This window comes from Microbulbifer mangrovi, assembly GCF_002009015.1.
In the GTDB taxonomy this organism is placed as follows: Bacteria; Pseudomonadota; Gammaproteobacteria; order Pseudomonadales; family Cellvibrionaceae; genus Microbulbifer; species Microbulbifer mangrovi.
The window spans coordinates 1-21,315 of the sequence record NZ_LZDE01000309.1; the positions used below are offsets into that span (position 1 = coordinate 1).

Annotated in this window: 19 protein-coding genes; 6 read left to right on the forward strand and 13 right to left on the reverse strand. The window is 57.5% G+C overall.

Annotation, left to right across the window (positions count from 1 at the left end; genetic code table 11):
* Nucleotides 1–83 precede the first annotated feature (83 nt).
* The 4 genes from B4U49_RS09995 to B4U49_RS10010 form a co-directional block, all read right to left on the reverse strand.
* Complete coding sequence (locus tag B4U49_RS09995; protein ID WP_078084449.1) at nucleotides 84–971, reverse strand: NAD-dependent protein deacetylase; 888 nt, start codon at nucleotides 969–971, stop codon at nucleotides 84–86.
* A gap of 127 nt (nucleotides 972–1,098) precedes the next feature.
* Nucleotides 1,099–1,548 carry a cyanase gene (gene cynS, locus B4U49_RS10000; RefSeq protein ID WP_078084450.1) on the reverse strand — a complete coding sequence of 150 codons (450 nt, stop codon included), beginning with the start codon at nucleotides 1,546–1,548 and terminating at the stop codon, nucleotides 1,099–1,101.
* A gap of 47 nt (nucleotides 1,549–1,595) precedes the next feature.
* Nucleotides 1,596–3,335: a bifunctional protein-serine/threonine kinase/phosphatase gene (locus tag B4U49_RS10005; RefSeq protein WP_078084451.1), complete on the reverse strand. Its 1,740-nt coding sequence runs from the start codon at nucleotides 3,333–3,335 to the stop codon at nucleotides 1,596–1,598.
* A 127-nt stretch (nucleotides 3,336–3,462) separates the two neighbouring features.
* A complete protein-coding gene (locus B4U49_RS10010; protein ID WP_078084452.1) occupies nucleotides 3,463–4,311 on the reverse strand; it encodes a formate/nitrite transporter family protein in 849 nt (282 codons plus the stop codon).
* 497 nt (nucleotides 4,312–4,808) lie between these two features.
* Between B4U49_RS10010 and B4U49_RS10015 the strand changes: the two genes are divergently transcribed.
* Nucleotides 4,809–6,164, forward strand: a complete 1,356-nt coding sequence (locus tag B4U49_RS10015; protein ID WP_078084453.1) for a nitrate- and nitrite sensing domain-containing protein — start codon at nucleotides 4,809–4,811, stop codon at nucleotides 6,162–6,164.
* Between the two features lie 2 nt (nucleotides 6,165–6,166).
* Here the strand turns inward: B4U49_RS10015 and B4U49_RS10020 are convergent, their stop codons facing one another.
* The 5 genes from B4U49_RS10020 to metG all read right to left on the reverse strand — a co-directional run bounded on the left by B4U49_RS10020 (nucleotide 6,167) and on the right by metG (nucleotide 10,532).
* Complete coding sequence (locus B4U49_RS10020; RefSeq protein WP_078084454.1) at nucleotides 6,167–6,361, reverse strand: hypothetical protein; 195 nt, start codon at nucleotides 6,359–6,361, stop codon at nucleotides 6,167–6,169.
* 16 nt (nucleotides 6,362–6,377) lie between these two features.
* Nucleotides 6,378–6,905, reverse strand: coding sequence for a hypothetical protein (locus tag B4U49_RS10025; protein ID WP_078084455.1), 528 nt, complete (start codon nucleotides 6,903–6,905; stop codon nucleotides 6,378–6,380).
* A 74-nt stretch (nucleotides 6,906–6,979) separates the two neighbouring features.
* Nucleotides 6,980–7,270 (reverse strand): ElaB/YgaM/YqjD family protein, encoded by a 291-nt coding sequence (locus tag B4U49_RS10030; RefSeq protein ID WP_078084456.1) that lies wholly within the window; start codon nucleotides 7,268–7,270, stop codon nucleotides 6,980–6,982.
* A gap of 116 nt (nucleotides 7,271–7,386) precedes the next feature.
* Nucleotides 7,387–8,319, reverse strand: coding sequence for a D-2-hydroxyacid dehydrogenase (locus B4U49_RS10035; protein ID WP_078084457.1), 933 nt, complete (start codon nucleotides 8,317–8,319; stop codon nucleotides 7,387–7,389).
* Nucleotides 8,320–8,492: 173 nt separating this feature from the next.
* Nucleotides 8,493–10,532 (reverse strand): methionine--tRNA ligase, encoded by a 2,040-nt coding sequence (gene metG, locus B4U49_RS10040; RefSeq protein ID WP_143735614.1) that lies wholly within the window; start codon nucleotides 10,530–10,532, stop codon nucleotides 8,493–8,495.
* Between the two features lie 225 nt (nucleotides 10,533–10,757).
* Between metG and apbC the strand changes: the two genes are divergently transcribed.
* The 3 genes from apbC (at nucleotide 10,758) to B4U49_RS10055 (ending at nucleotide 13,373) form a co-directional block, all read left to right on the forward strand.
* Nucleotides 10,758–11,927 carry an iron-sulfur cluster carrier protein ApbC gene (gene apbC, locus B4U49_RS10045; RefSeq protein WP_275078282.1) on the forward strand — a complete coding sequence of 390 codons (1,170 nt, stop codon included), beginning with the start codon at nucleotides 10,758–10,760 and terminating at the stop codon, nucleotides 11,925–11,927.
* A 186-nt stretch (nucleotides 11,928–12,113) separates the two neighbouring features.
* Nucleotides 12,114–12,506 (forward strand): hypothetical protein, encoded by a 393-nt coding sequence (locus tag B4U49_RS10050; RefSeq protein ID WP_078084459.1) that lies wholly within the window; start codon nucleotides 12,114–12,116, stop codon nucleotides 12,504–12,506.
* 483 nt (nucleotides 12,507–12,989) lie between these two features.
* Complete coding sequence (locus B4U49_RS10055) at nucleotides 12,990–13,373, forward strand: hypothetical protein (protein WP_143735615.1); 384 nt, start codon at nucleotides 12,990–12,992, stop codon at nucleotides 13,371–13,373.
* 53 nt (nucleotides 13,374–13,426) lie between these two features.
* Here the strand turns inward: B4U49_RS10055 and trhO are convergent, their stop codons facing one another.
* Nucleotides 13,427–14,425: an oxygen-dependent tRNA uridine(34) hydroxylase TrhO gene (gene trhO / locus B4U49_RS10060; protein WP_078084461.1), complete on the reverse strand. Its 999-nt coding sequence runs from the start codon at nucleotides 14,423–14,425 to the stop codon at nucleotides 13,427–13,429.
* 208 nt (nucleotides 14,426–14,633) lie between these two features.
* Here trhO and B4U49_RS10065 point away from each other — a divergent pair, with 208 nt between their 5' ends.
* Nucleotides 14,634–14,900: a hypothetical protein gene (locus B4U49_RS10065; RefSeq protein WP_078084462.1), complete on the forward strand. Its 267-nt coding sequence runs from the start codon at nucleotides 14,634–14,636 to the stop codon at nucleotides 14,898–14,900.
* 244 nt (nucleotides 14,901–15,144) lie between these two features.
* Nucleotides 15,145–15,825, forward strand: a complete 681-nt coding sequence (locus B4U49_RS10070) for a hypothetical protein (protein WP_078084463.1) — start codon at nucleotides 15,145–15,147, stop codon at nucleotides 15,823–15,825.
* A 114-nt stretch (nucleotides 15,826–15,939) separates the two neighbouring features.
* Here B4U49_RS10070 and B4U49_RS10075 read toward each other — a convergent pair whose 3' ends face one another.
* The 3 genes from B4U49_RS10075 to ydiJ form a co-directional block, all read right to left on the reverse strand.
* The gene (locus B4U49_RS10075; RefSeq protein ID WP_078084464.1) at nucleotides 15,940–16,365 is read right to left on the reverse strand and encodes an RlpA-like double-psi beta-barrel domain-containing protein; all 426 of its coding nucleotides are present in this window, start codon (nucleotides 16,363–16,365) and stop codon (nucleotides 15,940–15,942) included.
* Between the two features lie 645 nt (nucleotides 16,366–17,010).
* Nucleotides 17,011–17,646, reverse strand: a complete 636-nt coding sequence (locus tag B4U49_RS10080) for a tetratricopeptide repeat protein (RefSeq protein WP_239692572.1) — start codon at nucleotides 17,644–17,646, stop codon at nucleotides 17,011–17,013.
* Nucleotides 17,647–17,780: 134 nt separating this feature from the next.
* A complete protein-coding gene (gene ydiJ / locus B4U49_RS10085; RefSeq protein ID WP_078084466.1) occupies nucleotides 17,781–20,858 on the reverse strand; it encodes a D-2-hydroxyglutarate dehydrogenase YdiJ in 3,078 nt (1,025 codons plus the stop codon).
* Between the last annotated feature and the right edge of the window lie 457 nt (nucleotides 20,859–21,315).

The following is a 21,315-nucleotide window of genomic DNA, read 5'->3' on the forward strand; positions in this document are numbered from 1 at the left end:
CAGCGGTTTTGAAACCTTTCACCCGCGGCTTTTTCGCTCCGGGGCTAGCTGCGAAGTGAAAGTGGAAAAGCCGATGACTCTGACTATAGGTGATTCAGAGTCGCGGCCAAAGTCTTTCCAATCCCCGCACTCAATTTCAAATCGAGCAAATCATCCGCCCGGGTGCGCCCCAGGTTCAGGGCTGCAATGGGCTTGCCCCACTCCTTTGCGTAACGACAGAAACGAAAACCGGAATACACCATCAGGGAAGAACCCACCACCAGTAATGCATCACTCTTGTGCAGGGCATCCAGTGCCTGTTGCACCCGCGGCTTGGGCACATTGTCTCCGAAGAAAACCACATCCGGCTTGAGAATGCCGCGACAGTCCGGGCAATCCGCTACCTGATAACTGCTGAAATCGACCTCCAGATCCGCGTCGCCATCCGGTGCGGACTCCGCCGTATAGTGCCTGAAACCCGGATTCAGGTCGTAACTGCGCTCGTGCACCGCCTGCCGATTCTCGCGAAATTCACAATCCATACAGCGGATTTCATCCGCGCGGCCATGCAGGTCCACCACATTGTGACTGCCCGCCCGCTGGTGCAGGCGATCCACATTCTGCGTGACCAGCAATTCGATATGGCCGCGCCGCTCCAGCTCCGCCAGGTGGTAGTGCGCCGGATTGGGCTGCGAATTGCGGATCAGTGGCCAGCCGATCAACGCGCGTCCCCAGTAGCGCTGGCGGGTAGCCTCGCAGGCCATAAAATCCCGGTGATCCACCGGCGGTTTGCGCTTCCATTCCCCGTTCTGATCGCGATAATCAGGAATGCCGGAATCGGTACTGACACCCGCACCGGTGAGTACCATCAGTCGCGGGTAGCGTTGGATAAACGCCGCCAGTTGCACGGCTGCAGTATCCACGGAATTGACCTCAGCGACATCGGGATAGGGGGCAGCGGACGCTGGGGAGGAGAGGGGGTGCAAACTCATATAAACGGGCCTCAGGTCTGGACCACTATTGTAATCGAGTCTGACACAAACAGGTTGCAGGGCCGTGACGCTGACGAGTTGGCTCGCCAGCGCCGGTTGTCCGCGCAGGAAAGGAAAAACGCGCGGTTCAGTAGGTCTTGTAAGGCAGAAACTTGCCCGACATCACCATGTTCACACGATCCCCCTTGGGGTCTTCCTCTCGCTGGATATCCATGGAGAAATCGATGGCACTCATAATCCCATCACCGAACTCCTCATGGATTAGCTCCTTGATAGTCGTACCGTATACGTTCACCAACTCGTACAGGCGGTAAATCAGCGGGTCGGTGGGAACCGCTGTGGGAAGAGATCCTTTGTAAGGAGCAATTTGCAGCCAGGCGATGGCCTCGTCACTGAGGTCAAAAAGTTCACCCACTACTGCGGCCTGTTGTTTGGTGAGAGTCATCTGCCCGAGGCAGGCGGCGGTGGTCCACTCTTTGGATTGCCCTACCGCATCTGCGACCTGTGTCCATTTCAGGTCCTTTTGCACCTTGGCGGAGAGGATCATGGCGGTGACTTGTTCGCGATTACTGATCATGGAATGGCTCCTTTGTGTTTTCGAATTGGCGATGGAAAGTTGTCGCATCAGGTTGTGCTGGAAATCAGGCTCAGCAGGTAGAAAATTATTAACAGCAGTACGCCGCTCACCGATTGCCAGAAACGGACCGGGTAGCGCTCGATCAATGGTGGGCGTATGGCATTGAGGTATTCCGGCTTGGGATGGCGGAGTTCATAGGCAAACTCGGACAATGCCTCATGCCGGCGCAGTGGGTTCGCCTGCAGTGCTTTCTTCAGCGTGGCATCGATCCATGCGGGAATCTCGCGGGTTTCACTTAACACGCTGCGATAGCGCAGGCGGTACTGCGCTGCCACGGTAGTGCAACGGGCGACTTCAGTGCCGTAGGGAAACTCCCCGGAAAGCAGGTGGTAGGTAAGTACCGCGAGGGAAAACAGGTCCGAGCGCGGGGTACCCATATCGCCAAGAAAATATTCCGGGGCACTGTACAGTGCGGTTCCCAGGATCAGCTGACCCGTCTCCGCGGTGCTGTCTTCATAGCTTTCTGCAATACCGGCCACCCTGGCAGAACCCAGGTCGATCAGAGTGACGGTACCGGCACTGCTGATCATGATGTTTTCCGGGCGCAGGTCCTGGTGCAGAATTTCTGCCCGGTGCAGGGCCTGCAGACCACGCGCGACCTGTTCGATGATCGTGCGCACGGTTTCCAGATCCGGGTGGGGGTTATCCGTCATCCACTGCCGCAGTGTCTTGCCCTCCACCAGTTCCATTGCGGTGTAGACGAAGTTTCGCTGGCGATGCGTGTTTGCGGCGCGCACCACATGTGCACTGCTGACTCGTCGCACGACCCACTCCTCCATCAACAGCCGTTGCAGGTAGGTCGGATCATCGGAAAGATCGATGGATGGTGTTTTAAGGATTACCGATGCGCCGCTGGCCTGGTCGGTGGCCAGATACACGTGGCTGCGGCTACTGGCGTGGATCTCGCGTTCGATGGTGTAGCCGTCGAAGGTATCCCCGGCTTTAAGCAATGGTGGCAATGGCAGTGAGCCGGCCTGATCCAGCAGCTCCGGCCGGGCTTCGGGAATCTCTTTCACACGTACCAGCTGCACCGTGAGATTGTCGTCACTGCCATTCGCCAGCGCGGCGGCCACCAGAGTTTTGGCAATACTCTCGAGGCAGCTGTCCTGCTGCTCCAGGTACTCGATCATTGCTTTGCGGGAGAGCGCTTCGTGTACTCCGTCGGTAGTGAATAGGAAGAGGTCGCCCGTTTCGAGGCGCAATCGCTGGTAGTCCACATCCACCTGCTGCTCCGCGCCCAGTGCACGGCTCAGGTAACTGTGGTATTCGCCCGCCCACTGGCGGTGGTCGTGGGTAAGCTGTTCCAGAGAGCCGCGGCGCAACCGATAGATCCGCGAGTCGCCAAGATGAAAAAGATGGGCTTCGTTGCCTTTGAAAATGGCGGCACTGAATGTGCACACGTAGCCTTTGTCCCGGTCGTAGCGGAACGGGCTCTGGCGGGTCTGTTGGTAAAGCCATGCGTTGGTGGCCTTCAGCACCTGTTGCGCGGCGATTTGCACGCTCCAGCCGTCCGAAGTGCAGTAGTAGTCGTCGAGAAAACTTTTCACCGCGGTCTCACTGGCAATGGCGCTGACACTGCTGCTACTGATGCCGTCGGCGATGGCGAAAGCCGCGCCCTTGAGACCAAGCTGCGGCTCCGATGGTAGTCGTGCGCCGCAGCGGTCCTGATTTTCGGGTTTCACGCCGGCGCTGGAATGCTGGCCGACTTCAAGCGAAATTGTGCTCATAGGTTTTATCAGAGTTCCCACTGATCGGTACCCGGAAGGCCCTGTGGCGGCAACGCTTCCTGGTACCGGCACCCTTGCGCAATATTTTTTCTATTGGTGCAAAGGTGCATCAATACGGAAGTCGGTATCAGGCCATGGCTTCTTTACCCGGCTTTACGTCTGCGGCGGCCAGCTGACGCTTGGGCGCAGTTTTGTAGTGGGTGCTGTACAGCGTCAGGCCAGTGAAGGCGAGGCCGCCTACCAGGTTACCCAGCGCAGTGGGGATTTCGTTCCAGATGAAGTAATCCAATACGGAAAACTCACCGCCCATCAACATCGCAGTGGGGAACAGGAACATGTTCACTACGGAGTGCTCAAAGGCCATAAAGAAGAACAGCATGATGGGCATCCACATGGCCAGAACCTTACCGCTGACGTGGGTGGAGATCATTGCGCCCACTACCCCCATGGATACCATCCAGTTACACAGCATGCCGCGGAGGAAAATAGTGAACCAGCCTGCGGCGCCGTATTCGGCGTAACCCAGGGTCCGCGCTTCACCGACTGAGGCCAGCTTGGCGCCAACCGCGCCCGGCTCGGTGTTGAAGCCCATGGTAAACACAAATGCCATGATGACCGCCACGGTTAATGCGCCGGCAAAGTTGCCCAGGAAAACCAGGCCCCAGTTGCGCAAAATACCCTGAATGGTCACGCCCGGGCGCCGGTCGAGCCAGGCCAGTGGTGTTAGAACAAACACGCCGGTGAGCAGATCAAATCCCATCAGATAAAGCATGCAGAACCCGACGGGGAATAAAATCGCACCGATTAAAAAGACTCCGGTCTGCACCGCGACGGTAACCGCAAATACCGCTGCCAGTGCGAGAATGGCACCGGCCATATAAGCGCGTACGAGCGTGTCGCGGGTGGACATATAAATCTTGGATTCCCCCGCATCGACCATTTTGGTCACGAATTCATTGGGTACGAGATAAGCCATAGTTATCACCTTGTTAAAGTTTGAGGACCGGTCGTCCATCTGTGCTGAAAATTGGTGCGAGCACGGGGTGAATGTGTTCGCAGAGAATATTTCTGGGCACAAAAAAAGGCGCCCACACAGACCCGCCGAAGCCGGTATGTGATGGACGCCTTTATCCAGTGTGTTCTGTTTGTAACGGGCTCGATGCCCCGCGGAACCGTGCATACTCTTGCACAAGATCCCCGCATCAGAGATCAAAGCAATCTCGATGCCAACTTTTTTTAGCCCTTTGAATCGGTGTGAAACGGTCGACTTAACGCGGTTTACTGTTTCGATGTCGCAAAAAGGCTTTTTTCCGGAAAATTTCCGCTCACTTTTGGTGCATGCTGTCGACTAGAGGGCAAGGAGAGCATCTGGGGTCGGGGAATTGGAGGCAGATTTTCGGATGATGTATCCGGCTCTGGAATATTTATTGCTGCATTAGCGATATCCATCCTTCTTCGCCGGAATATGCCGTCATGCCCAACCACAGTGAAGATGCAGAAAAATTCCTGCTCGCCGCAAAGCGTTCAGAGATTCAGGCGCTGGAGCGACTGGCCGGCAGTTGTGAACTGGTGACTACCGTTTCCGACCTGGTCCACCAGCTGCAGCGGGAACGGGGTATCAGCAATATCTACCTGGTCTCCGCAGGCTTTCGTTTTTCCTCCCTGCGCGGAGAGCAGATACAGGCGAGCAGTGCCAGTGCAGACGTTTTCCGACAGTTACTACACGACCAGTATCTGCAGGATGGTAAATGCAATAACCCGCGGGATATGCGCCTGCTGAACAGTATTGCCTATTCACTACACGGGCTCGATGAACTGACGGAGCTGCGCAGGCATATCGATGCTTTTGAAGTCAGTGCACTGGAATCTACCGATGCATTTTGCCGGCTGATCGCCGGGTTATTATCGGTGGTGTTTGAGGCCGCGGACGTGGCGGATGATCCAGAGGTGACGCGCTTGCTGGTAGCGCTGTTTAACTTTATGCAGGCCAAGGAGTTCTCCGGTCAGGAGCGGGCCTGGGGAGCCATTGGGTTTGCCAGCAGCCATTTCGATGAACGTTTGCACGAGCGGCTGGTGCACTTGCAGGACTGCCAGCGCCGCAGCCTGGAAATCTTTCTGGAGTTTGCCGGGGACACCGAACGGGCCCGCTGGCAGGCCATTGAAGAGAGTGACGAGACCCGCGACCTGAACCGGTTGCGCAGGGTTATTGCCGGTTTGAAGAATGGTGAGCCGATTGCCGCCGAGGTCAGTGAGGTGTGGTACCAGCTCGCCACCGCGCGGATCGATTCCATGCACCGGCTGGAAGATGCCATGACCGCGCGCCTGCTGAAGGCGAGTCGAAAACGGGTGGCGGATGCGCAATCGGAGCTGGGGCACCACTATGCGCAGTTGCAACAGTTGAAATCTGCCGACTGGAGCCGGCTGCCGGCGCTCGCGGTGCTGTTTGATCCCGAGGTGCCGGGACTCTACGGCCGAGCTTCGACCGCGGGTGTGCCGCCCCTGCACGGTCAGCATCTGGCCCATTCCCTTTACGACCTGATTCGGTCTCAGGTCGCCCATATTCACCGGGTCAGCGAGGAACTGGAAGAAACCCGCCGGGCACTCACCGAGCGTAAGCTGGTTGAACGCGCCAAAGGCGTGTTGATGCGCAGTCTGCGAATGAACGAAGACGATGCCTATCGCACCATGCAGCAGCGTGCCATGGAAATGAACCTGAAGCTCGCCGACGTTGCAGCTAAGATTATCGAGATTGGTAACCAGCGCGGCTCCTTCGACTATCGAGGAAAAAACCCGCGACCCGAGGAAGCGACACGCGGTGGTCCTGGCTAAGTTCAAAATGCCCGCAGGGTCAAGTACCAGTTGAACAGCGTGTGGGGCGCGGGGGTGTTAAAGAAGCGCTGCAGGATAAACCCGCCGGCGAAGGCAACCCCCATGGCCACCGGCAGGGGAATTCGTCTTGTTTGTGTCAATGCCTGGGCGCGTTGCTGTTGCAGCAGGCTGAGTGCGCTGCGCCGTTGCAATTCCATGTCCTCACGGCAGGTTTCAATCTGTCTGTTTAAAGAGCGCAGTGACATCGTCGAGCGCCTCCTTTGCCTGTTTCTTGCTTTCTTCAAACCTGAGCATTTTACGCAAGCTGTTAACCGACAGTAGTAGGCCGACAACGATCAGGATTTGCGACAGTACAAAAATCCCGAAGCCGATAACTACAGATTGAGAAAGGTAGTAGCCGAGTAACCCCAGTCCCGCGCAGAGGCTGACGAGCAGGGAAATCGCCAGGAAAAACAGCACCAGCAGAAACAGTACAATTCGCTTGCCCGCACTCAGTGTGCGTTGAAACTCAAGCTGTACCAGACGGGTAAAATTTTCCGACCAGGCCGCCGCCAGGGTCATGGTGGCTTCGGCACGCTGCATCAACTGTTCGAGTTCCGAGCTGTCGTGCGCGGTGGATGGTTCATCGCTAGATAAATGATCCCGGCTGCGAGGATCCGCAGCCGGTGGGGACTCTTCCTGGAATTTGTTTTCTGTATCGTCGCTGTGCGAGCGCTTTCCGGGTTTTTCAGAACCGGCCATTCAGTGATCCCCTCGGGTCGATAACCGTTTTCCTCAGTACTTATTCGCGCAGTGAGTTACGCCTTCCTGGACGATCACTTGAGAATTTTTGCGATCAACCACCCCGCGGCGAATGCACAGCCCACACTGACAAGAGGATGTGCCTTGATTGAACTCTCCGCCCGCTCTGCCACATCGTGAGCACGTTGCTTGCCTTTCTCTACGGATTCCTGAGTGCGTGCCTTTACATTGTCTGCGGTAGCCCGCGCTCTCGCTTTCACGTGATCAGCGGTGTCGTGTGCCGCCTCGCCGGCCAGGTGGTAAGCCTGATTCAGCTTCTCGCGCGTGGAATGGGTCCCGCTGTTTGGGGATTTTGCAGTTGCCATGACGCTCTCCTCCGATAGTAAAGGTGAGCGCCAAGGTTAGGATCGAACGACGCGAAGCCGCAGGGAATTTTCGCTATTGGGTGTTATTGGTCTGAGCGGCGTTTTTTTTATAGCCGTCAGGTATTGCGCCAGTCGCGGATATTGTCGACCACACCGTCTAACAAGCGCTGTCGGCTCTCGCGGCTGATCCACGCATTGTGCGGGGTGATGATCAAGTTGGGAATGTCATCCGCCAGCAGCGGGTGATCGGCGGGAGGCGGTTCCACACTCAGTACATCCAGCGCTGCGCCCCCTATGTCACCATTTTTCAACGCTGCCACCAGTGCATCTTCATCCACCAGGCCGCCGCGCGCGGTGTTGATCAGGAAAGCGGAATTTTTCATCGCCCCGAGAAACCGCTCGTCGACCAGGGTATCGGTTTCATCCGTGAGCGGACAGTGCAGACTGATCACATCGGCTTCGGCCAGCAGACTCGCCAGGGGCACCCGTCCGGCTTTTTTCTTCCCGGTAAAGGAGTCCGCGATCAGCACATGCATCCCCAGCGCCTCGCCCAGTCGGGCCACTTTCTGCCCAAGGTCTCCGTAACCGATAATACCCAGGTTTTTTCCAGCCAGCTCCATTACGGGATGATCCAGCCGGCAGAAAATTGGCGACTGCGTCCAGTGTCCGTTAGTCACATCATCGCTGTACTGGTGCCAACGGGTGGCCAGGGCAAGTATCAATGCGACGGTGTGTTGCGCAAGGGAGCTGCCCGTATAACCGGCCACATTCATAACCGGAATGTTTTTCTCCGCTGCGGCATCCAGATCAATATTGTTGGTGCCGGTCGCGCAGACACAGATCAGTTTCAGGTTGGGGGCACCCTCGATCAGCGCGCGGTCGAGCACGACCTTGTTGGTGATAACCACATCCGCATCCTTGATGCACCCAGCAGTTTCATCGGGAGCCGTGGTTTCAAAGTAGTCCCAATGATCCAGTGCACCTTCCAATGCTGAAGTATCCAGCTCTTCAAGCTTCATGGTCAGCGTATCGAGAAAAACACCACGCATCTGCCGTGTCCTTGTATTAAATTTTATGCCAGCTGCTAAGGCCCTCAGGGGCTGTTTTCTGCGGAATATTTGCCGATGAGGTTGTGGAGCAGAAAATGGCCCCTGAGGGCCGCCCCGGACTAACAAAGAAGAAGCGGGCCCCAAGGCCCGCTTCAGAAGAGTTATCCAGTAACTTACATGACCCGCATACCGGGCTGTGCACCCGCGTGCGGCTCCAGGATCCACAGATCCTTGCCGCCCGGCCCCGCCGCCAGCACCATGCCCTCGCTTACGCCAAAGCGCATCTTGCGCGGCGCCAGATTGGCCACCATTACCGTGTGCTTGCCGATCAGGTCTTCCGGACTGTAAGCGCTCTTGATACCCGCAAATACATTGCGCGTTTCGCCGCCCAGATCCAGGGTCAATCGCAACAGCTTGCCCGCACCTTCCACATGTTCTGCATTGGCAATCAGGGCAATACGCAGATCTACCTTGGCAAAATCGTCAAACTGGATCTGATCTGCAATGGGATCATCCGCCAGCGGCCCAGTGGCAGCTTTCGCCTCAGCCTGCAGCTGCGCCAGAGATTCCTTCGCCGCTTCCTGCATGGCTTCCACCTGCGTCTTTTCTATACGCTGCATCAGCGGCTTGAACTTGTTGATGGTGTGACCGGCCAACGGCGTGGTGGCAGAACTCCAGTCCAGCGCGGTACCCAGGAATGCCTCCGCCTTGTTGGCGGTTTCCGGCAGTACCGGGGCCAGCCAGGTAATCAGTGCGCGGAACATGTTCACGCCCTGGGAACAGATCGCCAGCACCTCGTCTTCCTTGCCTTCCTCCTTGGCCAGAGACCAGGGGGCTTTATCTGCGATCCACGCATTGGCCGCATCCGCCAGTGCCATAATTTCGCGGGTAGCGCGGCTGTATTCGCGGGCCTCGAAGAACCCAGTAATACGCGGGTGCGCTTCCACAAACTGGTTCCACAGCGCCTCGTCAGCCAGCTGGCTGGCCAGTGCGCCACCCGATTTGCTGACGAACTTGGCGGTGCGCGAGGCGATGTTCACCACCTTGCCCACCAGGTCCGAGTTCACCTTGGCAATAAAGTCTTCCAGGTTGAGATCGAGATCGTCCACCCCGGCGGTGAGCTTGGCGGCGAAGTAATAGCGCAGGTATTCCGGGTTCAGGTGATCCAGGTAATTGCGCGCATTGATAAAGGTGCCGCGGGACTTGGACATCTTCTTGCCGTTGACCGTCAGGAAACCGTGTACACACACCTTGTTGGGGGTGCGGAAATCGGCGGAGTCCAGCATCGCCGGCCAGAACAGGGCGTGGAAGTTGACGATGTCCTTGCCGATAAAGTGGTACACCTCAGCGGAGCTGTCTTTTTTCCAGTACTCCTGCCAGTCGAGGCCTTTTGTATCACAATAGTTTTTCAGGCTCGCCATATAGCCGATCGGTGCGTCCAGCCAGACATAAAAGTACTTGCCCGGGGCATCGGGGATTTCAAAACCGAAGTAGGGCGCATCGCGGGAGATATCCCACTCCTGCAGGCCTTCGTCGAGCCACTCGGAGAGCTTGTTGGCAACTTCATCCTGCAGGGTACCGGAGCGGGTCCACTGCTTCAGGAAATCGGTAAATGCCGGCAGGGTGAAGAAAAAGTGCTCGGATTCCTTCTCCACCGGAGTGGCACCGGAGATGGCGGACACCGGGTTGATTAGCTCGGTGGGGCTGTAGGTGGCACCGCAGGCCTCACAGTTATCACCGTACTGGTCTTCGGTCTTGCACTTCGGGCAAGTGCCCTTGATATAGCGATCCGCCAGAAACAGTTCCTTTTCCGGATCGAAGGCCTGGGTAATGGTGCGAGAGGCGATATGGCCATTTTCCCGCAGACGCTTGTAAATCATCGCAGACAGTTCGCGGTTTTCCTCGGAGTGGGTGGAGTGGTAGTTGTCCACACCAATCAGGAAGTCGTTGAAGTCGCGCTGGTGTTCCGCCTGCATGTTGGCGATGTGCTGTTCCGGGGTCAGACCCAGTTGCTCGGCCTTCAACATGATCGCGGTGCCGTGGGCGTCGTCTGCACACATGTACAGGCACTGGTTGCCCTGGGCGCGCTGGAAGCGTGCCCAGATATCGGTCTGGATGTACTCGAGAATATGACCCAGGTGCAGGGAGCCGTTTGCATACGGCAGGGCACTGGTGACGAGAATGTTTCTGGGTTGATTGTCGGTCTGAGACATCATGGCTTCCAAAGGCTGCGAGACTGGACGGTTTCAATTGAATGTGCGGCGGCCCGGGGCCCAGCAAGGCGCTCGGTGCGGCCGGAAAAGAGCGCGGAATATAGCAGAAATGGGGCCTGCAAGGCACCCGCTGCAGTTTGTGCTGTGGGGCAGCCTACCCTTGTGCTGGCGGCAAGGGTTCCGCCAAAATGCCGCCATTCATCGCCAGTCAGTAAGGAAAACACTGTGACCGATCACAATCACGACCACAATCATGACCACGAAGACATTCCCGCCGATGTCCAGGCCCAGCTGGAGCGGGTTGCAGAGGTGATCGGCGCACTGGAAGACCCGGCCACGGGCCAGCCGCTGGACCAGCTGGAGGCGGATATCGAAGTCGGTTTTGACGAGGGGACCGTGTACACCGGCGTGACGCTCGGTTACCCCTGTGCCACCCAGCAGGAGGCGTGGGCGCAGCGGGTGCGCACCGCCTGTGCGCCTCTGCTCGCCGAGGGGCCTCTCGCCGGGGCCGAAGTCCAGAGTGATCTGTATTTCGAGATTGGGCGTACAGACTCGGGCGAGGTGCCGGAGTCTCTGCGCGCAGTGAAAAACATCATCGCCGTGGCCTCGGGCAAGGGCGGTGTTGGCAAGTCCACCACCGCAGTGAACCTGGCCCTGGCGCTGGCCGCGGAAGGCGCCAACGTCGGGCTGCTGGACGCCGACATCTACGGCCCCAGCCTGCCCACCATGCTGGGTACCGAGGGGCTGCGACCGGAGGTGAAGGGCGGGAAGTTTTTCGTGCCCATCCCGGCACAGGGACTCCAGACAATGTCACTGGGCTACCTGCTCACCGAAGACACCCCGGCGGTGTGGCGCGGCCCCATGGCCAGCGGTGCACTGAACCAGATGCTGACCCAGACCCTGTGGGGCGAGGGGGCTGAGGACGGCGAGCTGGATTACCTGGTGGTCGATATGCCGCCGGGCACCGGCGACATCCAGCTGACCCTGTCGCAGAAGGTAGCATTGGCCGGCGCGGTCATCGTGACCACGCCCCAGGATCTGGCGCTGGTGGATGCGATCAAGGGGGTGGAAATGTTCCACAAGGTATCGGTGCCGGTACTGGGTATTGTGGAGAATATGGCACTGCACACCTGCTCGAATTGCGGACACCAGGAGCCGGTATTCGGTAGCGGCGGCGGTGATCGGATCGCCGCGGAGTACGATACCCGCGTGCTGGGAAAGTTGCCGCTGGCGATGGCGATCCGCGAGCAGACCGATAGCGGTAAACCGACGGTGGCCGCGCAGCCAGACGGCGAAGTGGCTGCGCTCTATCGGGAGATCGCGCGCAAGGCCGCCGCGCAAGTGTGGCTGGATACGGATAGTGGGAATGGAATGCCGGAAATCGATCAGGGCTGAACAGTATTTTGTGATCAGAATTTTGTTTAGTACGATCGTGTATATTCCGATTCGCTGAAAGTGCGCGCCGGGCGGTGGCGCGCAAATATCTTGCGCTGGATCTCCCAGCGCAACTACGAAAGCCACCGCAAAGGTTTCGGGCGTGGGGCCCGGTGAGTAGTGGGAAGTCCTGGTTGGGAGAAGAAATTGGGCTTTCAGATTAGATTCAATCCATTAACGCGTACTGTCAGTGCGATCTTTTTCGATCGTGTGGTGCTGGCAGACAAAATTGCTGCCGCGCGTCAGGTAGCGGAGAAGTACGGTCATTTGCATCCGCTGTCCCTTTTGGTGGATGTGCGCAATGCGGATATTGTCATGACCATCGAAGAGCGGCAGCAGTTCGGCACTTTTGCGGCCCATCTTCCCGGGCTCAGTCACGCGCGGATCGCGGTGCTGCACGCGGCTGATCGCAACGCCAATGTGGTTATTAACAGTACTGCGCAGGCTGAAGGCATGCATATCGTGGAATTTGTCTCCGAGCAGGCTGCGCTGAACTGGTTGAGCTCCATCGATGCGAGTGATGTGCCCACCGGTCACTAGCTTGCAGTGACCGGGAATAAGCGGAAAGCTGACAAAATACTGGATGGACATCGGCTCCCCGTTTTCTTCTCTCCCCTCTCTCTTTCATACTATTTCTCCTCAATCCTCCCCGTTCCACACCCCTCAGGCCTCTGCTGACGGCCACAAAGAAGCACCTTGCGCCAATTTGGCCAATGGCATGGGGTGAAGTTGAACCGCTTGAGCCAGAATTGGTGTGATAAATGCTTGGTACTTGGCCTGACCAGTAGCGCTCGCGGGCAGGCTTCAAGAAATATAATTCCTGTTGTCGCCACGTTCTGGCCTGAAGGTCTTTGCCTTCAAGCTTTAATGAGTTTTTTTTCTAGTTTTTTGTTGATTTGTGGACTTGTAAGCCAGGGGGTAAGTGCCTGTTGGTGTATCTTTAGTGCGTCTTGTCAGTCTTTGCAGGCGCGAGGCACAGGTCTATGCCTGTTTAAGGAAGTACGGATTGGAGTAGTTGCAGTAATGAGTTTTCAGATCCGGTATGACAATCAGAAACGCGTTGTCAGGATGCTGCTGTATGGAGAGGCCACGTACGCAAATCGCGTGGAAGCGGTACGCCAGCTAGTGGCGAAATACGGTCACCTGGAGCCGCTGCGGGTCTTTGCCGATGTGCGGCGGGTCAGCAAAATGTCGATGACACTGGAAGAGCAGAAGCGCTTCGGTGTCTATCTTGGAGAAGTACCCGCATTGAATGGCGCCCGCGTGGCGATTCTCAATCGGGCAGAGCTCAACACAACCGCAGTGATGCGCAATAAAGCGCGCGACGCGGGGTTGGTGCTGCATTCTTTTCTTACTGAAGGGGCGGCCATGAAGTGGCTGACCAGTGCCGCCGAAGTACCCAGTTGAGTGGGTACGTCAGCGACCAGGAAGGGATCAGATTGGTAAAACAAGCCTGAGCGTCAGGAACGCTGTGCCTGTTCAGCCTGCTGGCGGCGCAGTTCCTGCTTCTGTTTGCGGCGGGCGAGGGTGGTGGCTTTCGCGTCCTGTCCCAGGTGGTCCTCGCCGCGCGCCTTGGCCAGCTGGATCTGCTTTTCGCGCTCGCGGAAACGCGCCTTGTCTGCCTCCGAAACCGTGTCGTAGCAGTGCGGGCAACTAACCCCCTGCTCGAACAGCTCTGACTGAACTTCCTCGTCCGTCACCGGCATACGGCATGCATTGCACTGCTGGTAGCTGCCGCGCTCCAGGTCGTGGTTGACGGTGACCCGGTCGTCAAACACAAAGCACTCGCCTTTCCACAGGGTTTCTTCCTTGGGGACATCTTCCAGATACTTCAGGATGCCGCCCTGAAGGTGGTAGACCTCGTCGAAGCCCTGTTCTTTCAGGTATGCGGTCGACTTTTCACAGCGGATGCCGCCGGTGCAGAACATTGCTACCTTCTTGTGCTTCTGCGGATCCAGGTGTTCCTTTACGTACTGCGGAAACTCGCGGAAGGTGGTGGTGTTCGGATTGATCGCGTGCTCGAAAGTGCCCACCTGAAATTCGTAATCATTGCGGGTATCGACCAGCAGAACCTCCGGGTCGGAAATCAGTGCATTCCAGTCCTGGGGTTTAACGTAGGTGCCGACGGTGCGTCGTGGGTCAATCCCCTCCACACCCATGGTGACGATTTCCCGCTTGAGCTTGACCTTGCTGCGCAAGAACGGCATCTCCGCAGTGTACGACTCCTTGTAATCCAGTGTCGCCAGACGCGGGTCGGACTTGAGGAAGGTGAGCAGGGCGTCGATGCCGGCACGGCTGCCTGCCACGGTGCCGTTGATGCCCTCGCGCGCCAGCAGCAGGGTGCCGCGCACTTCATTGTCGAGCAGGGTTTTGAGCAGCGGTTCGCGCAGGGATTCGAAGTTGTCGAGGCTGACAAACTTGTACAGCGCACACACCACAACATTGGTGGAACTGGTCATAGGAATGTCCTTTTGCAGGCCGGATCGTAAATCCGGGGCATTGGGTAAAAATCGCCGCGCATTTTAACGGAAAAAACCGGCAGGTGTCGTACACTTTTTCGACAGCGGATGTCAGTACCTGACCGAAGGTTCATGAACAGTCGGAGAAGGTGCGCGGTCCGCCGCCGTCCATCCAGCTCCAGTCCCGAATGCCAGCGAGGTTATCCCCATGGCCGATGACATTACTCCCCAGGAATCTCCCCTGTGCCGCGCCTTCAGCGATGGCAATCACACCGTCAATATCGATATCTATAGCGATGGTGAGGACGGCTGGTTGCTGGAGATTGTTGATGAAAACAACAACACCACGGTGTGGGAAGACGCTTTTGACACCGATGAGGAGGCGTTGCAGGAAGCGCTGGATGCATTGAAGGAAGAAGGGGTGGGGGCATTTATTGGTCCCGCCGAGGCCAGCGGCAGCTGGGAGGCGCCTTAGCCGGCAGTCGCCTAGTGTCCGTGACCAGAATCGACCAGAGCGATTGCAAATAAAGGGCGCCACACACAGCAGGTCGGTACTGGCCTGCTATGGTTATACATAGAAGGGAATCGCGACAGTGTAACAGCACTACCCAATCGCGGCGCCGCCAACGGGCAGCAAGGAATGTTGCCCTGGCGGTGCCAACTGCTCGCGGTCACCGGGCCGCCACTGTTTGCAGATGTATTAAATGTGGTTGCTCTGCATGAAAAATTTCCTTCCCCTTCTCGCTATTCCCCTGCTGTGTTTTTCCTCTGCGATGCCGGCGCTGTCGGGTATTGAGGTGAGGCTCTCCGATGACCGGGTGATCGATGTGGATCTAGCGGAAGCCAAGCTGATTTCCGAACTGAAAGGCTATGCGATCATCGCGGGGCGCACCTGTATTGATTGTGACGAAAATACCGCAATCTTCCTGGAAAAAATCGATGATCGGGAGGGGGAACCTGTGCGCGTGCCACCGCAGTCCGATGAACCGCCGGAGCCTGAGGAGTTTGCGCGTCTCGAGAGTAGCGACGCCGCTGAAACCGAGGCGGCAAAACGCGATCGGGCTCAGGCGGAAATGGATGGCGATGTGGACGGTGTGACGGACATTGATCTGTCTGGTGAGCGCTTCACCTATCCGGGAAAATACCGCGACTATCTCAGCAAGAAGCTGGTGGAAAAGACGCGCATGTTTTACGGAAAATGCCACGAGGACGCACCGGCGCTGTTGTGGCTGAGCGAGTACCGCACCGACAAAGGCTGGGTTAAAGAGGAATACCTTCTGGTATTTCGCGATGAGGGTATCGAGCACCGCTATAACCAGGCGCGCCAGCCAAGTATCTATTACATCGAAAATGAAGATTGCCGCGAATTGCCGGGAGTGGATACCACCACGGAGCCCTGACGTGAACGATGCGTTTTGTCGTTGCCCAAAACAGCAAAACCCCGCGGCTGCGGGGTTTTGTGTGAAAGCTGTGCTGGCTAAGCCCTGTGAACTTTCATAAGCCGTCCTGGCGAATTATTTTTTGTCGTTGTGGTGCCAGATGATCTTGAGCTTCTTCTTGCCCCACTTGCGCGCCTTCTTGATGTCCTTTTCCATCCAAACGTCGATACGGTTGGTGTAGCGCTTGTTCATGCGGTCGCGCACGGTGTAAGTGCCGGGCAGACCTTCAATTTTTACCTTGGCGCCGTTGGTCAGGCCGTGTTTCTCCAGGTCACGGGAAACGGCAATGATCTTGTCACCGGGGCGCAGGCGGTTGTTCCAAGCCGCAGTCCAGGGATCGCCATCGGTCTGGCCTTTAACGGAGTTGTACGCCGTCGCGGTGACGGTCATCGACTTCTTTTCCTTGTCGGTCCCCTTGATCGCGGCAAAGGCGTCTCCACCGGCCAGTGCCGAGAGTGATGCTGCAAGTACAATCACATACTTCTTAAGACTCTGTCGCATAAAGTTCAGTACCTCCGAAAGCCCTTCAGTTACAGACTTTGATTGTCTGCTCGGCCTCCAAGTTGATTTCTTCATAAGTGATCAATCTTTGATCAGGACGGGCCATATTAAAGATCCGTGGATCGGAATCAATCTTTCCGGTGACGCCGGTAAATTCCCCAACAGAGTATTCGTTTAGATTTCAGGCTGAGTCTTATTTGGCCTGAAATGGGCAATAGACCGGAATTAAATACCTGTGTGTGACCGGGATATGACAGTGCGGGGTGTTCAAATCGTTTTCTATTGGCACCGGGTTGCCAATCGGGTTTTCCCTATGACAGCGATGCCATATCGAGCTGGTGGAAATTTATACGATTTCAGGGCGTCGACTTCGCATCCGCTGGAACAAAATTTTTTTCTGGTTATTTGCGACTGGTCGTCCACATTAGGGGGTGCGTACTGATGACAGCGTTGTAACCGGGATCAGTTTCATGAATGTTCGTTATTTGCGAAAGGCTTAAACTATCAAATCGATAGAATCCGTCACCAGAACGGGGAGTTATCCCCGTGTGGGAGGATGTGAAGCATAAGAAAATATCCCTCTGAGGAGCGTTATCAGCGGGAAACGGGGAATATTAGTGCTGATTTTTGACGCGCTGTTGTGGCTCAGATCGCCGTATTGCCTACCGGGCGCTCGGGATTGACCAGGTCCCGCAGAGCGGTCAGGTATGCCAGGTCTTCTTCCAGATCCGGGAAACCGTGGCGCTTATCCAGCGCCACTGCCTGCTCCAGCCACTGGATGGCCTCCTCCAGATTGCCTTGCCACTCGCATACCTGGCCGATATTGAATGAGGTGATGGCCAGGTTCTGCCAGTCTTCTTCCCGGCGCAGTTCATCCATGGCACTGATATACAGCTGATAGGCATTGCGCAGCATGGCGGCGCGTTTGTTGGGGTTGGTTTGCAGGGCCGAGTGCTGGTGATAGGTATGGGCGATGGCGGAGCGCACCCGTGCGGCAGAATGTTCAAATGGCAGGCCCGGGGAGGATTCGATATAGGCCAGCACGGCCTCGAACTGGCCGCGGGCGAGCGGATAGAGGTCCGGGCGCTGCCCGCCGAGAGCATTGAGAATGATGCCGTAGCGGTAGCGCAGCTGGTTCTGCCGGTGGGGCTGCGCTGACAGGCCGGCAATGGCCCGCTCGTACAGGGGGAGGGCAGCATCGTAGTTGCCCTCTAGCGCATACTCCTCAGCCTCCATGATCAGTGGTGCGACATCGGCGGCAGCCGGCTCAGTCTGGGCCATCGACGCTGTGCTTAGCATTCCTGCAAATGTCACCACAAGGGCGGGCAACAGGAGAGTCAGCGGTTTGCGCAAGGTCAGCATGGCCAGTCCATCTCGAAGTGCCGCCGGTACGCAAAAGCTTACCGGCTGGCAAGTTAGTGATTACTGACAGTAAACCCCGAATCTTCGATTTGTGCCAGTAATGCTTGCAGCGGATGGCGCAATTCTGTTTGTGCGAAGCGTTTGCTCTGACACCGGCAGGAGTAACCCGTGGCGAGAATGGTACTGGTATCGCCGTTCAGTTTGGGTGCCCAGGACTGCTGGAAGATGACCCGCGAGGTCTCTTTATTGGCCATCTCGTGGCCGTAGGTGCCGGCCATGCCACAGCAGCCCGCGGCCTGGGTTTCCAGCTGCATCCCCAGCGCCGCGAACACCTGTTGCCACTGGCGCGAGGAGCCGGCGGCGTTGGATTGCTCGGTGCAGTGGGGCAGCAGGGTAAAGCGTGCGTCCTTGAGGCGATTGCGATTGCCCGCCAGGTGATCCGTATGCCGCGCCAACCACTCTTGCAGGAGCAGTACCTGGGGCGCTTTTTCCCCCAGCAGTTTCTGGTATTCGGAGCGGTAGGTCATGGTCATGGAGGGATCGATGCCCACCAGCGGGACGCCGCTCTCTGCCAGGCTGTTCAGCATGGCGCTGTTACCGGCGGCGGCCTGCGCGAACTGGCGCAGAAAACCGTGTACATGCAGGGGCTTGCCGTTGGCGCGATAGGGGGCCACCAGCGGATTGAAGTCGAGAAGCTTCAGCAAGCGCAAGGTGTCTGCTACCACATCCGCATCGAAGTAGCTGGTAAACGCATCCTGCACGATCACCACCGACTTGGCGCGCTGCGCCGGGCCCAATGCGCGCAGGCTTTCGCGGCTGGCATAGGGCACTCCCAGTTCGCGCATTACCCTGTCCAGGCGCGTAGCCGACAGTGACGGCGAATCCGTCAGTCCCAGCCCGCGCTCCATCAGCCAGCGCACCGGTTTCAGCTTGAGCGGCCAGTTGTACAGCTGCGGCACCTGCGCCAGATGCGGCATGACAAACTCCAGTCCGCCGACAAAGTAGTCCTTCAGCGGGCGCAGGTAGCGGCTGTAATAAAGCTCAAGAAACTTGGCGCGGAAGGTGGGGACGTCCACCTTGATTGGACACTGGCCAGCGCAGGACTTGCACGCCAGGCACGCCTGCATCGATTCGTTTACCTCGTGGCTGAAATCGTATTCGCCACGCGCGCGGGCCAGGGAGTTCTTGATGCGACCGGGCAGGCCGATCAGGAAGGACTGCTCGCGACTTTTGCGCGCCACGGCTTCGGGGTCCACGGAGCGGTCCGCCAGCAGACGCAACCACTCGCGAATCAGCGAGGCGCGCCCCTTGGGCGAGTGGATACGGTTGCGGGTTCCTTTATAGGACGGGCACATGGCGTCGTCCGGGTTCCAGTTGAAGCAGGCCCCGTTACCGTTGCAGTAAACCCCCTCGGAATAGCCTTCCCAAACCTGTACCGGGATCACCCGGTCGCGCTCGCCGCGGGTGGGTACTTCATCGATTTTTAGCAGACTGGAGGCGACACTGGGGGTGGCGATTTTCCCAGGGTTCAGCTGGTTGCGAGGATCGAAGGCGGCCTTGATCTTCTGCAGCTCTGGGTACAAATCACCGAAAAACGCCGGCGCAAACTCCGAACGCACCCCTTTACCGTGTTCACCCCACAACAAGCCATTGTATTTCTGTGCCAGCTCCACCACCTGCTCGGTGATGATACGCACCTGCTTGGCCTGTTCCGGGTCTTTCATATCGATGGCCGGGCGCACGTGCAATACACCGGCATCTACGTGGCCGAACATGCCGTAAGCAAAGCCCGCCCGATCCAGTGCGGCGCGGAATTCGGCGATAAAGTCGGCGAGATTTTCCGGCGGCACAGCGCAGTCTTCCACAAACGGAATAGGGCGCTGCTCACCCTTGGCATTGCCCAGCAGGCCCACAGCGCGCTTGCGCATGGCCCAGATCTTGTTTACCTGGGCGTGACCGCGGGCGATGGTATAGGCAAAGCTCTTGCCCGGCTGGCCGATCGCGCTGTCCACATGGGCGGTAAACTTCGCCAGCGCCGTATCCAGGGCTTCTTCAGAATCCGCAGTGTATTCCACCAGGTTGATGCCGTTCACCGGGCGTTCGTCCTGCGGGAAGAATTCGCTCACGCTGTCCCACACCATATCCCCCATCGCCAGTTGCAGCACCTTGCTGTCCACGGTCTCAATCGAGGTGGGCCCGGCCTTCATCAGGTCGCTGGCATCTTTCAGTGCATCCTGGAAGTGGTCGTAATTCAGGTTGACCAGCGCCGCGCACTTGGGAATCTGGAGTACATTGAGCTTGGCCTCGGCGATAAAACCCAGGGTGCCCTCGGATCCGCACAGGATATTATTCAGGTTGAAGCGGCCATCGTTATTGGCATCCCTGTCCCGGATATGCGCCAGGTCGTAGCCGGTGAGGCAGCGGTTCAACTTGGGAAATTTGGCGTCGATCAACGCGCGTTTGTCTTTCTCGATCGTATCCACCAGCTGGTGAATTCTGCCGGAGCGGCTGTCGTTATTGGCAATCTCTGCCAGTCGCTCGTCTTCCAGAACGTGCGAGTGCCAGAGTTCACCGCCCATCAGCACGGTTTTCAGTTCCAGCACGTGGTCGCGTGTTTTGCCGTATAGGCAGGAGCCCTGACCGGAGGCATCGGTATTGATCATGCCGCCGATGGTGGCCCGGTTACTGGTGGAAAGCTCCGGGGCAAAGAACAGTCCATGGGGTTTGAGCGCGGCGTTCAATTGATCCTTCACAGCCCCGGCCTGGACCCGTACCCATCCTTCGTCCGCGTTGATTTCGAGGATGCGGTTCATGTGTCGGGAAATGTCGACCACGATCCCATCGGTCAGTGACTGACCGTTGGTACCGGTGCCGCCGCCGCGCGGGGATAGCACGACATTGTGAAATTCTTCCCGGTCCGCCAGTTCCATCAGCAGTTGCAGGTCGTGGATGTCCCTTGGGTAGACCACAGCCTGGGGCAGCACCTGGTAGATGGAATTGTCCGTGGACAGCACGGTACGGCTGGCGTAGCTCGGACTGCTATCGCCGTGGAAGCCGCCCTGCTTGAGTGCGGTGAGGAACTGCAGGTAGAGCGCCTGTACTTCGTTGATTTCGCGCAGTGCTGGAATCATTCCGGGCCCCGGGTCTGGTTAATCGGTACATCTTATAAAAGGGAATGGCATTTTAGCGACGGTGGCGGCCTGCGCAACAATTACCGGGATTTCCCCACCCCGGATGCCCCGGCTTTCGGGAAAAGCTCGGGATCCGGGGGGAAATTGCGCGTTTGTTGAAGGTAGTTGCGAACGGGGAGTCAGTTTTATTGGCTGTCTATCGCTCCGATGCCATCATGTCCTGCAGATTGATCCGATGCCTGCTATTCGGGTAATCCCATGTCATCTATTTAGTGTGTGTTGTCGTAGATATAACAAGGTTCACTATCGGTAAACCCTGTAACGCAGGAATCAACGATGCAGGCTTTCGAGGTATGCCTCCAAGGGCAATTGAACTTACTTATTTGTGGCGCTACTTTTTAAGAAAATGAAGCTCTTTCGCGCTTTTTCGACCTGCTTCCCATGTGTTGGTCAGTAT